Annotated in this window: 14 protein-coding genes; 7 read left to right on the top strand and 7 right to left on the bottom strand. The window is 70.3% G+C overall.

What is annotated here, in order from left to right; genetic code table 11:
* Positions 1–11 precede the first annotated feature (11 nt).
* The 6 genes from ACFWV3_RS01160 to ACFWV3_RS01135 are packed head-to-tail and all read left to right on the top strand — an operon-like array spanning position 12 to position 5402.
* Positions 12–1487, top strand: coding sequence for a FadD3 family acyl-CoA ligase (locus ACFWV3_RS01160; RefSeq protein WP_382408122.1), 1476 nt, complete (start codon positions 12–14; stop codon positions 1485–1487).
* The gene (locus ACFWV3_RS01155; protein ID WP_382406855.1) at positions 1484–2314 is read left to right on the top strand and encodes an enoyl-CoA hydratase; all 831 of its coding nucleotides are present in this window, start codon (positions 1484–1486) and stop codon (positions 2312–2314) included. The genes ACFWV3_RS01160 and ACFWV3_RS01155 overlap by 4 nt, the downstream gene beginning before the upstream one ends.
* On the top strand, positions 2314–3405 hold the full coding sequence (locus ACFWV3_RS01150) for an acyl-CoA dehydrogenase family protein (protein WP_382406852.1): 1092 nt from the start codon (positions 2314–2316) through the stop codon (positions 3403–3405). The genes ACFWV3_RS01155 and ACFWV3_RS01150 overlap by 1 nt, the downstream gene beginning before the upstream one ends.
* Complete coding sequence (locus ACFWV3_RS01145) at positions 3402–4205, top strand: acyl-CoA dehydrogenase family protein (protein ID WP_382406849.1); 804 nt, start codon at positions 3402–3404, stop codon at positions 4203–4205. Before ACFWV3_RS01150 ends, ACFWV3_RS01145 begins: the two co-directional genes overlap by 4 nt.
* Positions 4202–5155: an acyl-CoA dehydrogenase family protein gene (locus tag ACFWV3_RS01140; RefSeq protein ID WP_382406847.1), complete on the top strand. Its 954-nt coding sequence runs from the start codon at positions 4202–4204 to the stop codon at positions 5153–5155. The genes ACFWV3_RS01145 and ACFWV3_RS01140 overlap by 4 nt, the downstream gene beginning before the upstream one ends.
* A gap of 31 nt (positions 5156–5186) precedes the next feature.
* A complete protein-coding gene (locus ACFWV3_RS01135) occupies positions 5187–5402 on the top strand; it encodes a hypothetical protein (protein ID WP_382406845.1) in 216 nt (71 codons plus the stop codon).
* A gap of 366 nt (positions 5403–5768) precedes the next feature.
* Here ACFWV3_RS01135 and ACFWV3_RS01130 read toward each other — a convergent pair whose 3' ends face one another.
* Entirely contained in the window at positions 5769–6149 is a 381-nt protein-coding gene (locus ACFWV3_RS01130) for a helix-turn-helix domain-containing protein (protein ID WP_382406843.1), read from the bottom strand.
* A 42-nt stretch (positions 6150–6191) separates the two neighbouring features.
* Between ACFWV3_RS01130 and ACFWV3_RS01125 the strand changes: the two genes are divergently transcribed.
* Complete coding sequence (locus ACFWV3_RS01125) at positions 6192–7007, top strand: class I SAM-dependent methyltransferase (protein ID WP_382406841.1); 816 nt, start codon at positions 6192–6194, stop codon at positions 7005–7007.
* On the opposite strand, the gene hsaB is transcribed toward ACFWV3_RS01125, so the two are convergent.
* Genes hsaB through ACFWV3_RS01095 form a run of 6 tightly spaced genes read right to left on the bottom strand, consistent with a single transcriptional unit; the run spans position 6993 to position 12268 of the window.
* A complete protein-coding gene (hsaB, locus tag ACFWV3_RS01120) occupies positions 6993–7565 on the bottom strand; it encodes a 3-hydroxy-9,10-secoandrosta-1,3,5(10)-triene-9,17-dione monooxygenase reductase subunit (RefSeq protein WP_382406839.1) in 573 nt (190 codons plus the stop codon). The genes ACFWV3_RS01125 and hsaB overlap by 15 nt on opposite strands.
* Positions 7529–8431 (bottom strand): iron-dependent extradiol dioxygenase HsaC, encoded by a 903-nt coding sequence (hsaC, locus tag ACFWV3_RS01115; protein WP_382406836.1) that lies wholly within the window; start codon positions 8429–8431, stop codon positions 7529–7531. The genes hsaB and hsaC overlap by 37 nt, the downstream gene beginning before the upstream one ends.
* Positions 8431–9240: a 4,5:9,10-diseco-3-hydroxy-5,9,17-trioxoandrosta-1(10),2-diene-4-oate hydrolase gene (gene hsaD, locus ACFWV3_RS01110; protein WP_382406834.1), complete on the bottom strand. Its 810-nt coding sequence runs from the start codon at positions 9238–9240 to the stop codon at positions 8431–8433. Before hsaD ends, hsaC begins: the two co-directional genes overlap by 1 nt.
* Before the next feature lie 10 nt (positions 9241–9250).
* Positions 9251–10417 (bottom strand): 3-hydroxy-9,10-secoandrosta-1,3,5(10)-triene-9,17-dione monooxygenase oxygenase subunit, encoded by a 1167-nt coding sequence (gene hsaA, locus ACFWV3_RS01105; RefSeq protein ID WP_382406832.1) that lies wholly within the window; start codon positions 10415–10417, stop codon positions 9251–9253.
* On the bottom strand, positions 10414–11424 hold the full coding sequence (dmpG, locus tag ACFWV3_RS01100; RefSeq protein ID WP_382406830.1) for a 4-hydroxy-2-oxovalerate aldolase: 1011 nt from the start codon (positions 11422–11424) through the stop codon (positions 10414–10416). The genes hsaA and dmpG overlap by 4 nt, the downstream gene beginning before the upstream one ends.
* Entirely contained in the window at positions 11390–12268 is an 879-nt protein-coding gene (locus ACFWV3_RS01095) for an acetaldehyde dehydrogenase (acetylating) (protein ID WP_382406828.1), read from the bottom strand. Before ACFWV3_RS01095 ends, dmpG begins: the two co-directional genes overlap by 35 nt.
* Between the last annotated feature and the right edge of the window lie 5 nt (positions 12269–12273).

Raw genomic sequence — 12273 nt, 5'->3', positions numbered from 1 at the left:
TGGAGGCTGTTGTGGCCGGAGATCCAAGCAGGCAAACGGTTTCAGCCGTGCTCGACCACGCTGCTGCTTCGTACATCGACGCGGAAGCGGTGGTGGACGGGGACATCCGGCTCACTTACGGCGACCTGCGCGCGTCCGTCCGCACGGCCGCACGCGCTCTCGCGGGGATGGGTGTGCGGCCGGGCGAGCGGGTGGCGTTGTGCGCGCCCAACTCCGCGCACTGGGTGGTCGCGGCGCTCGGGGTGCTGGACGCGGGCGGGGTGCTGGTGCCGATCAACACCCGGTACACCGCCACGGAAACTCTCGACATCGTGCAGCGCAGCAACGCGCGTGTGCTGCTCGTGGAGGGGTCGTTCCTCGGCCGGGACCGGCTCGCGGAGCTGGAAGCGTTGTCGCCGGATCTGCCGACCAGTGTGCGACTACCGGTCGAGTGGGTCGCCGCGGACGCCGAACTGCCGGTCGTCACACCAGATCAGCTCTGCGACGTGATGTACACGTCCGGCACTACCGGCCGCAGCAAGGGCGCGATGAGCGCGCACCGGCAGTCGCTCGGGGTGGCCGGGGCCTGGGCGTCGTGCGCGGAACTGACCTCCGCCGACCGCTACCTGATCGTCAACCCCTTCTTCCACACCTTCGGCTACAAGGCGGGAATCCTGGCGTGCCTGCTGTCGGGCGCGACGATCGTGCCGCAGCCGGTGTTCGACGTCGTGGAGACCATGCGGTTGGTCGAACGGGAGCGGATCACCGTGCTGCCCGGCCCGCCGACGATCTACCAGGCGATGCTGGACCACCCGGACCGCTCGTCCTTCGACCTGTCGAGCCTGCGGATCGCGGTGACCGGCGCGGCGGTGGTGCCGGTGGCGTTGATCGAGCGGATGCAGGCGGAGCTCGTCTCCACGGTGCTCACCGCCTACGGGCTGACCGAGGCCGTGGTGGCCACGATGTGCAGGCCGTCGGACCCGCCGTCGACCATCGCGCACACGTGCGGGGTGCCGATGGCGGACTTCGAGCTGCGGCTGGGCGAGCGGGACGAGGTGCTGCTGCGCGGCCCGAACGTCATGCTCGGCTACCTCGACGACCCCGAGGCCACCGCGGCGGCCGTGGACGCGGACGGCTGGCTGCACACCGGTGACGTCGGGCGGATCTCCGAGGACGGCTACCTGTCGATCACCGACCGGCTCAAGGACATGTACATCTGCGGCGGGTTCAACGTCTACCCGGCCGAGGTCGAGCAGGCGCTGGCCCGGCTGGCGGGGGTGGCCGAGTCGGCCGTGGTCGGGATGGCCGACGCACGGCTCGGCGAGGTCGGCGTGGCGCACGTCGTGACGTCGCCGGGTTCCTCGCTGACCTCCGACGAGGTGATCGCGTTCTGCCGGGAGCGCCTCGCGAACTACAAGGTGCCGCGCGCGGTCGAGTTCCACCCCGCGCTCCCCCGCAACGCCATGGGCAAGGTCCTCAAAACCCAACTGCGCAAGGAGAACGCGTGACTGTCTCGTATGAGCGGCGGGACGCGGTCGCCGTCGTGACCATGAACCGCCCCGAGTACCGCAACGCGCAGAACTCGGCGATGACCTACGCGTTGGACGAGGCCTTCACCCGCGCGGTCGACGACGACGAGGTCAAGGTGATCGTGCTGGCCGGCGCGGGTGACCACTTCTCCGCGGGCCACGACATCGGTTCGCCCGGCCGGGACGTCGGCACGTCGTTCGAGCGCAAGGCCGTGCTGTGGTGGGACCACGTCGGCCGCGAGGGCGGTGACCTGCGGTTTGCCCGCGAGATGGAGGTCTACCTCGGCATGTGCCGGCGGTGGCGGGAGATCCCGAAGCCGACGATCGCGATGGTGCAGGGTGCCTGTGTCGCGGGCGGGTTGATGCTGGCGTGGGTGTGCGACCTGATCGTGGCCGCCGAGGACGCGTTCTTCGCCGATCCCGTGGTGCGCATGGGGATTCCGGGTGTCGAGTACTTCGCGCACCCGTGGATGCTCGGTCCTCGTGCGGCGAAGGAGGTGCTCTTCACGGGCGACCGGTTCTCGGCCCAGCGCGCCTACGAGTGGGGCATGGTGTCGCGGGTCGTGCCGCGTGACTCGCTGGAGTCGTCGACCTTCGAGCTGGCCACGCGGATCTCCGCCATGCCGCGGTTCGGGCTGGCACTGGCGAAGAAGGCGGTCAACCAGTCCGAGGACCTCATGGGGATGCGGGCGGGGATGGACTCCGTCTTCGGGCTGCACCACTTCGCGCACGCGCACAACGCCGAGGTCAGCACGGACGCGTTGGCGGGCATGGACGCCCGTGCGATGAAGAAGGCCTCCAGCTGATGGACCTCTCACTCGACGAGGCGACTCTCTCGTTCCAGGCCGAGGTCAGGTCGTGGCTGGCGGCACACGTCCGTCCGTTGTCCTCTTTGGACACCGCTGACGGGTTCGAGGAGCACCGGGAGTGGGAACGGTCGCTCGCCTCGGAGCGGCTGTCGGTGGTGTCGTGGCCCGAAGCGTTCGGCGGCCGGGACGCCTCGCTGTTGCAGTGGCTGGTGTTCGAGGAGGAGTACCACGCGGCGGGGGCGCCTGCCCGCGTCTCGCAGAACGGCATCTTCCTGCTCGCACCGACCCTGTTCGCGCACGGCACTCCCGAGCAGTGCGACCGCATCCTGCCGTCGATGGCGCGCGGCGACGTGGTGTGGGCGCAGGCCTGGTCGGAACCGGAGGCCGGGTCGGACCTCGCGTCGTTGCGCAGCACCGCGACCCGGTGCGACGGCGGCTGGGTGCTGCGGGGCCAGAAGACCTGGAGCTCGCGGGCGGCGTTCGCGGACCGGGCGTTCGGCCTGTTCCGCACGGGTGAGGGCGAACGGCACCGCGGTCTGACGTACCTGCTGTTCGACCTGAGGGCGGACGGCGTGACGGTGCGCCCGATCGACCAGCTCGACGGTGAGCCGGGGTTCGCCGAGATCTTCCTGGACGACGTGTTCGTGCCGGACGAGGACGTGGTCGGCGCGCCGGGCGACGGCTGGCGCGTGGCGATGAGCACCGCGGGCAACGAGCGCGGGCTCACGTTGCGCAGCCCTGGCCGGTTCGTCGCCGCCGCGGCACGTCTGGTCGAGCTGTACCGGAAGAACCCGGACCCGGCACTGCGCGACCGGGTGGTGGACGCGTGGATCGGGGCTCAGGCCTACCGGCTGCACACGTTCGGGGCGCTGGCCGCGCCGTTGTCGGGACCGGCGGCCAGCGTCACCAAGGTGTTCTGGTCGGAGCTGGACGTGTCGATCCACGAGACGGCGCTCGACCTGCTCGGCGAGGTCTGCGGCGGCTGGCGGGACGGGTTCCTGTTCTCGCTGTCCGGACCGATCTACGCCGGCACCAACGAGATCCAGCGCAACGTGATCGCCGAACGACTCCTGGGGCTGCCGCGATGATGTTCACGCTGTCCGCCGAGCAGACGGACTTCGGCGGGGTGCTGCACGAGTACCTGGGAGCCGGGAAGCGCGACCTCGCCGCGCTCGGGGTCGACGAGGTGACCGACCCGGTCGACCTGGTCGTGGTGTTCGAGGAGCTGGGGCACCACGCGGTGGAAGGACCGCTGATCGAGTCGCTGGCGGTGCTGCCCGCGCTGGGAGCCGGACCGGGTTCCGTCGCGTTCCCCCCGGTGGTGCCGCACGCGGTCGAGGCGGACCACTACTTCCTCGTCGACGGCGACACCCTCCACGAGGCCTCCCCCACCGCCGAACTGTCCTCAGTGGACCCCGCCCGGCGCCTGGTCGAGCTCACCGCCGGCCAGGTCGTCGCCACCGGCGTCCCCGCCGAACGCGCCTTCGACCTGGGCGTTCTCACCTGCTCCGCCCAGCTCCTCGGCCTGGGCAGGGCGATGCTGGAGATGACCACCGCGCACGCCGGGGCGCGCACCCAGTTCGGCAAGCCCGTCGGCCAGTTCCAGGCGGTCAAGCACCACCTGGCGAACGTCCTGATCGGCCTGGAGATGGCGCGCCCGCTGATCTACGGCGCCGCGGTCACGCTGACCGCCAGGGATGTCTCAGCCGCCAAGGTCGCGGCTTCCGACGCCGCCTGGGCCGCCGCCCGCACCGCACTGCAGGTCCACGGTGCCATCGGGTACACCGCCGAGCACGAACTGGGCCGGTTCCTGCTGCAAGCCCGTGCCCTGCGCACCGCGTGGGGCAGTCCGTCGATGCACCGCGCGCGCGTGTTGGAGGCGTTGTGACACCGGAACTGCTCGCACTCAGGGACGCCGTCCGCAGCCTGCTCGACCGGCACTCCGACGTGCGCGCGGCCATCGAGACCCCGCACGGGTACGACAAGGACGTGTGGGCGCGGCTGTGCGAGATCGGGGTGGTGCCGGTGCCCGAGCGGTTCGGCGGGTCGGGCGCCACCCAGGCGGAAGCACGGGTCGCGCTCGCGGAACTCGGCCGCACCCTCACGCCCGCGCCGTTGCTGTCGTCGGCGTTGGCCGCACAAGCCCTGCTGGACACTGAGAACGACGAGGCGTGCGCACGGCTGCTGCCCCGCATCGCCGAGGGGACGGTGGCCGCGCTCATCTGGTCCTGGGACGGCGGCGAGATCGGCGACCCGGCGCGCTACGTCGTGGACGGCGACCTCGCCGAGATCCTCCTCCTCGCGGACGACACCGGCCTCCACGAGATCGACCTGTCCGGCATCACCCGCGAACACACACCCACGATGGACGCGACCCGCCGGCTGGCCACCGTCCACCTCGCCAACGCCGCGAAGACCCACCTCGGCCCGTGGTCGGGCAGGGACACCGCCATCGCCTTCCTGGCCGCCGAACAGGTCGGCGCCGCCGCACGGGCCCTCGAGCTGACCGTCGAGTACACGAAGACCAGGGTCCAGTTCGGCAAGCCGATCGGCTCGTTCCAGGCGTTGAAACACCGGATGGCCGACCTGCACGTGCTCGTCGAGACCGCCAGGTCCGCCGCCGGTGCCGTCACGGACGAGGTGTCCGCGTCGGTCGCGAAGGTGTACTGCTCCGAGGCGTTCTTCACGGTGGCGGCGGAGATGATCCAGCTGCACGGCGGGATCGCGATCACTTGGGAGCACGACGCGCATCTCTACTTCAAGCGGGCGCACGGAAGCCGCCAGTTGTTCGGCAGCCCGCAGGTCCACCTGGAGCGACTCGGTCGTTCGCTCTCTTAGGAAACCGCTTTCCTGCCTGGACTCCGATCTCGTGGACGAACCCCTGCTCGACCCGGACGCGTCGCTCGAACGCCTGGCCGCGTGGAAGGGCCGGCTGGACAGGATGGCCGCCGACACGAAGTCCATGGGCGAGCTCACCTCAGCCGAGACACCCCAGCAACGGTGCAGCACGCAGATTCGGCGCGATGCCGAAGGCGAGCAAGGCGACGGCGAAGCCGAGCTGCCTTGGCTTGTGGCTTTGGCTTGAAACAGAAGGTTCCGGTGGGGTGGGTCCCGTCACGAGCCGTGCCCAGCTCTCGCTGCGACCAGGCAGGGGTGTCAACTCGACACGCTTTTCGTCGAGTTGACACCCCTGCCTGGTCGTGGCTCGCTCTGCTGCGGCTCGTGACGGGACCCACCCCACCCGAACCGCACCACCTACGCAACAGCAAGCCGCCCAGCACAAACAGGCGTGCCATCAACCCGCCGAGGGCGCGGAGGGGTCTTTGATCAATTGGCGGGGTCCGGGGCAGAGCCCCGCTCTTGAAACAGGAACCCGCAACGCAAAACGCAACCCACAACGAAACGCCGAAGCCGACCCCACAGCTCCCCACGAGGAAAACGCTCACTCCCCCTAAGCGCCAAGAATGCGACGAAACGTGGGGCACTCCATGTGCGACGGTGCCGGGCATGCCGCCGCGTGCCGCAGATCGTCGCGCATCAGCACGAGCTTGCCGATCGTCGCGTCCAGCTCGTCGGCCTTGGCCGCGAGCATCGCGCGGTCGAGGCGCGGGCGGCCGTCCGGGTCGAACATCAGCGTGATCTCGTCCAGCGAGAACCCGGCGGTGCGGCAGACGGCCACCAGCGCCAGCTGCTGCAACACGGCCGGGTCGTACACGCGCGCCAGACCCTGCCGCCGCACGGGTGCGATCAGGCCGCGTTCCTCGTAGTAGCGCAACGTGGAGGCGGGCACGCCCGAACGGCGCACCACCTCGCCGATCCCGATCTCGTCCACGACACTTGACCTCAAGCCGACTTGAAGTAGGACGGTAGGAGCATGACATCAGAGGTCAACACCGAGCAGGCGGCCTGGTGGGACACCGCGGGCCACGGGTGGGCGCGGGTCCAGGACATCGTCGGCCTGATCCTGCGGCCATACCAGGACCTGCTCGTCGAGACGGCGCTGACCGGGCCGCGCCGCAGGGTTCTCGACGTCGGGTGCGGCACCGGCGGCACGACCAGGGCGCTCGCCGAGGCGACGGGCGCCGACTGCGTCGGCGTCGACATCTCGGAGTCGATGCTGGCCGCGGCACGGGAGCACGGCGGAGCCGAGTTCGTCCGCGCCGACGCACAGGTGCACACGTTCGACGAGCCCTTCGACCTGGTCGTGTCGCGGTTCGGGGTGATGTTCTTCGACGACCCGGCCGCCGCCTTCCACAATCTGTTGCGCACCACCATTCCGGGCGGTGACCTGTGCTTCGTCACCTGGCGGACGGCCGACGACAACCCGTTCATGACGACCGCGTCCCAGGTCGCCGCCTCGTTGGCACCCGGCGCGCCCGCACCGGACCCGGACGGGCCGGGGCCGTTCTCCCTCGCGGACGCCGGCAAGACCCGCCGGATGCTCGAGACGGCCGGCTGGACGGAGGTCGGGGTCGAGGCGGTGGACCGGGTCTGCCGCATGCCGGAGGACCTGCTGATCCCGTACCTGAGCAACATGGGACCGGTCGCCCGCGCGCTCGCCGCGGCACCCGAGTCCGAGCGCGCCGGGCTGGTCGAGTCCGTCCGGGGTGCGTTCGACGGGTTCGCGCACGACGGGGAGATGCGGATCCCCGGCGGGGTCTGGCGGGTCACGGCGTCAGCTCCACTCTGACTGCCGCTGCCAGGTCATCAGGTTGTCCAGCACCTCACCGGACCAGCCGCGCGGGTCCAGTTCGGCGTGCACGGCGTAGCGGCCGCGGTAGAACAGCAGCGGCTGCGCGTCGCGCACCGGTCCGAGCTCCACGACCGAGCCGATCACCACGTGGTGGTCGCCGGCGTCGTGCACCACCGAGACCTGGCAGTCCACCCACGTGAGGGCGCCGTCGAGCACCGGGGCACCGGTGGCCGACGGCGTCCACGACACACCCGCGAACTTGTCGGCACCGGCCTTCCCGAACACCGTCGACACCTCGCGCTGGTCGTCGGCCAGCACGTTCACGCAGAACGCGCCGGCGCCCGCCATCGCGGCCCAGCTGCGCGAGGTCCGTTGTGGACAGAACAGCACCAGCGGCGGGTCCAGTGACAGTGCCGCGAACGCCTGGCAGGCGAACCCGACCGGGCCGTCCGGCGACATGCCCGTCACCACGGTCACGCCTGTGCAGAAGTGACCGAGAACGGAACGGTAGCGATCCCCTACTTCTTGAAGCCCACGCTGAAGTCGTGTCCCCACAGGCTCACCGCCGTGCTCTCCCGTGCGATCCAGTCCTCGTCGTCCACCTGCCGGCCCTCGCAGCCGAACTCCACGTCGAACCCGCCGGGCGTCTTCATGTAGAACGACAGCATCAGGTCGTTGACGTGCCTGCCGAGCGTCGCGGACATCGGCACCTTCCGGCGCAGCGCGCGGTCCAGCGTGAGGCCCACGTCGTCGGTGTTCTCCACCTCGACCATCAGGTGCACGATCCCGCTCGGCGTCGGCATCGGCAGGAACGCCAGGCTGTGGTGGCGGGGGTTGCAGCCGAAGAACCGCAGCCACGCGGGCGGTCCGTCGGCCGGCCTGCCGAGCATCTGCGGGGGCAGGCGCATCGAGTCGCGCAGCCGGAAGCCCAGCACGTCGCGGTAGAAGTGCAGCGCGGCCTCGTCGTCCGAAGTGGACAGCACGACGTGCCCGAGCCCCTGCTCCTCCGTCACGAACCTGTGCCCGTACGGCGACACGACCCGCCGGTGTTCCAAAGCCGCGCCGTGGAACACCTCCAGGGTGTTGCCGGACGGGTCGTCGAACTTGATCAGCCCGGTCACCCGCCGCTCGGCCAGCTCCTCGGCGGTGCCCTCGACGTAGGTGACACCCGCGGACGCCAGCCGCTTGGCCACCTCCTCCAGCTCGGCCTCGGTCGCGGCCTCCCAGCCGGAGGCCTGCAGGCGGTCGGTGTCCCCCGGCACGATCACGAGCCGCGCCGGGAAGTCGTCCATCCGCAGGTACAGAGCACCTTCGGTGGAACCCTTGCCCTCGACCATGCCGAGGACCTTCAGCCCGAACTCGCGCCACCGGGCCATGTCGGTGGCCTCGATCCTGAGGTAGCCCAGCGATCGGATGCCCATCACGCCTCCCCGAGGAAGTCGAGCGCCAGCCTGTTGAACTCGTCGAACTTCTCCAGCTGCGCCCAGTGCCCGCAGCCGCCGAACACGTGCAGCTGGGCGCGCGGGATCAGTTTGGTGGCGATCAGCGCGCCGTCCAGGGGATTGACCCGGTCCTCCCGGCCCCACACGAGCAACACGCGCTGGCGCAGCTTGTACGCCTCGCGCCAGAGCATGCCCTGCTCGAAGTCGGCGCCGGAGAACGACCTGCCCAGGGCGGCCATGGCGCGCAACGACTCCGGCTTCGACGCGGCCTCGAACCGTTCGTCGATCAGCTCCTCGGTGATCAGCGACTGGTCGAAGACCATGATCCGGAGGAACTCCTCGATCTTCTCCCGCGTGGGTGTCCTGGCGAACGCGCTGAGCTTGCGCACGCCCTCGGTCGGGTCGGGCGAGAAGACGTTCAACGACAACCCGCCCGGCCCCATCAGCACGAGCCGGCCCGCGCGTTTGCCGTAGTCCAGCGCGAACCGCACGGCGGTGCCGCCGCCGAGCGAGTTGCCGAGGATGTGCGCCTGCTCGACCCCGAGCTCGTCGAGCAGGTCGTTCACCGCCCTGGCGGCGAAGGTGAAGTACTGGTCGTGCTCGGCGGGCTTGTCGGACTGGCCGTAGCCGGGCAGGTCGACGGCGAGCACGCGGAACGACTTCGCGAACACCGGGACGTTCGCGCGGAAGTTGCTCATCGCCGACGCGCCGGGCCCGCCGCCGTGCAGCATGACCAGGGTCTCGGCGTTGTCCGCCCCCGCCTCGTGGTAGTGCAACCGGACCTTCACAGCACTCCCCTCAGAACAGCCCGTCGCGGACCTGGATGCCGAGCTCGTTCTTGCCGTACAGCACGAGCACTCGCTCCGGGTCGTTGGCCGCGTGCACCCGTGCGGCGTGCGCGTCGCGCCAGAACCGGGGCAGCGGCAGGCCCTGGTTGATGGCCTTGCCACCGGCGCTCTCGAAGAGCCGGTCGATCGCCCCGAGCGCCCGCCCGCTGCCGAGGACCTGGTTGCGCCGGGCCCGCAGACGCAGGTCGATCGGGATCTTCGTCCCGGCCACGGCGTGCGCCCACTCCTCGGTGATGTCCTTCTCCAGCATCCACCACGCGACGTCGACGTCGGCGGCCGCCGTCGCGATCCTGACCTGGGCGAACGGGTCCTCGACCGACTTCTCGCCCAGGTACGCGGCCCGCACGCGCTCGCGGGTGGCGCCGACGTGCAGGTCGTACGCGCCGGTCGCCATGCCGATGATCGGCGCGGTGACGGCGTACGGGTGGACCGTGCCGTACGGCATGCGGAACAACGGGCCGGGGTTGACCTCCTGGCCGGGGCACCTGCACCGCGCGGTGTGCGCCATGCTCAACGTCCGGTGCTCCGGCACGAACACGTCCTGCACCACGATGTCGTTGCTGCCCGTGCCGCGCAGGCCGACCGTGTCCCACACGTCGTCGATCGTGTAGTCGGCGATCGGCAGCAGGAACGTGCGGAAGTCGATGGGCTTGCCCTCGTCGTTCATCACCAGGCCGCCGAGCAGCACCCACGTGGCATGGTCGCAGCCGGACGAGAAGCTCCACTTGCCGGTGAACCGGAACCCGCCCTCGACCGGGGTCGCGCGGCCGGTCGGCGCGTAGGAGGACGAGATCCGGGTGTCCTGGTCCTCGCCGAACACCTCGTCCTGCGCCTTCACGTCGAACAGCCCGACGTGCCACGGGTGCACGCCCAGCACGGACGCGGCCCAGCCCGTCGAGCCGCACGCGCTCGCGATCATCCTGACCGCGGTGTAGAAGTCGAGCGGGTGCGACTCGAAGCCGCCGTACCGCTCCGGCTGGAGCATGCGGAAGAAGCCGGTCTCCTGCAACGCCTTCACCGACTCCGGCGGCACCTTGCGCTGCTCCTCCGCCTCGGCCGCGCGGTCGGCCAGAGCAGGCAGCAGTTCCCGCACCTTGCCGAGGATCTCCTCGCTCATCGGACTTCCTCCCTGCTCAGCTCCAGTGCGATGTCGATCAGCTGGTCCTCCTGGCCGCCGACGAGCTTGCGCTCGCCCGCGCGGACGAGGATCTCGGCGCCGGACACGCCGTAGCGCTTCGCCTGCGTGTACGCGTGTTTGAGGAAGCTGGAGTAGACGCCCGCGTAGCCCATCATCAGCGCCATCCGGTCGAGCAGGCACTCGTCGGGCATCACGGGCCGGACGACGTCCTCGGCCGCGTCCACGATCTTGAAGAAGTCGACGCCGGTCTCGAAACCGAGCTTGTCGCAGACACCGACGAACGCTTCGAGGGGCGTGTTCCCGGCGCCCGCGCCGAACCCGCGCACGCTGCCGTCGATCTGCTTCGCACCGGCACGCGCCGCGGCCACGGAGTTCGCGACGCTCAGCCCGAGGTTCTCGTGCCCGTGGAACCCGACCTGGGCGTCGTCACCGAGCTCCGCCACCAGCGCTTCGACCCGCTCGGACACCTGTTCCAGCACCAGGGCTCCCGCCGAATCGACGACGTAGACGCACTGGCACCCGGCGTCGGCCATGATCCGCGCCTGCTTCGCCAGCACCTCCGGTGGCTGCGAGTGCGCCATCATCAGGAACCCGACGGTCTCCAGCCCGCGTTCGCGCGCCAGCTGGAAGTGCTGCACCGACACGTCAGCCTCGGTGCAGTGCGTGGCGATCCGGACGATCGAGGCGCCGTTGTCCTGCGATACCAGGATGTCGTCCTTCACCCCGACGCCCGGCAGCATGAGCACGGCGATCTTGGCCTGCGAGGCCGTCTCCACCGCGACCTTGATCAGTTCCTGCTCGGGCGTGTGGCTGAAGCCGTAGTTGAACGACGACCCGCCGAGCCCGTCGCCGTGCGTCACCTCGATCACCGGCACGCCGGCGCCGTCGAGTGCGGCGACGATCGAGCGCACGTCGTCGGACGTGAACTGGTGCCGCTTGTGGTGCGAGCCGTCACGCAGTGACGTGTCGGTCAACCTGAGCTGCACGGGCGATCTCCTCCCCCACCTTGGTCGCGGCGGCCGTCATGATGTCGAGGTTCCCCGCGTACTCCGGCAGGAAGTCACCCGCTCCCGCGACCTCGACGAAGATCGCCACCCGGCCCGGGTCGAACTGCGGTTCCCGCAACAGCCGGAACCCCGGCACGTAGGTCTGGATCTCGGTCTCCATCCGGGCGATCGAGTCGGTGACCGGGTCCGGGTCGATGTCCTCGGGGATCGCGCAGAAGATCGTGTCGCGCATGATCATCGGCGGGTCGGCCGGGTTGAGCACGATGATCGCCTTGCCGCGTCCCGCTCCGCCGATCGCCTCGATGCCGTGGCTCGTGGTGCGGGTGAACTCGTCGATGTTGGCTCGGGTGCCCGGTCCCGCCGACACCGACGCGACGCTCGCGACGATCTCCGCGTACGACACGGGAACGACCCGCGACACGGCGTGCACCATCGGGATCGTGGCCTGGCCGCCGCACGTGATCAGGTTGATGTTGGGCGCGTCCGCGTGCTCGCCGAGGTTCACCGGCGGGACGACGTACGGCCCGACCGCCGCCGGGGTCAGGTCGATCGCCCGGATGCCCGCCTCCGCGTAGCGCGGGGCGTTGGCCCGGTGCACCGCCGCGGACGTCGCCTCGAACACAACGTCCGGCAGCTCGTCCTGGCGCAGCAACCACTCCGCGCCCTCGACCGAGACCTCCAAGCCCAGTGACGCCGCCCGCTTCAGCCCCTCGCTGGCCGGGTCGATGCCCACCATCCAGCGCGGTTCCAGCACGGACGAGCGCAGGAGCTTGTGGAGCAGGTCGGTGCCGATGTTGCCGGAGCCGACGATGGCCGCCTTCACGCAGT

This window comes from Lentzea sp. NPDC059081 (assembly GCF_042738015.1).
In the GTDB taxonomy this organism is placed as follows: Bacteria; Actinomycetota; Actinomycetes; order Mycobacteriales; family Pseudonocardiaceae; genus Lentzea.
This window is presented reverse-complemented; position numbering and strand designations above follow the sequence as displayed.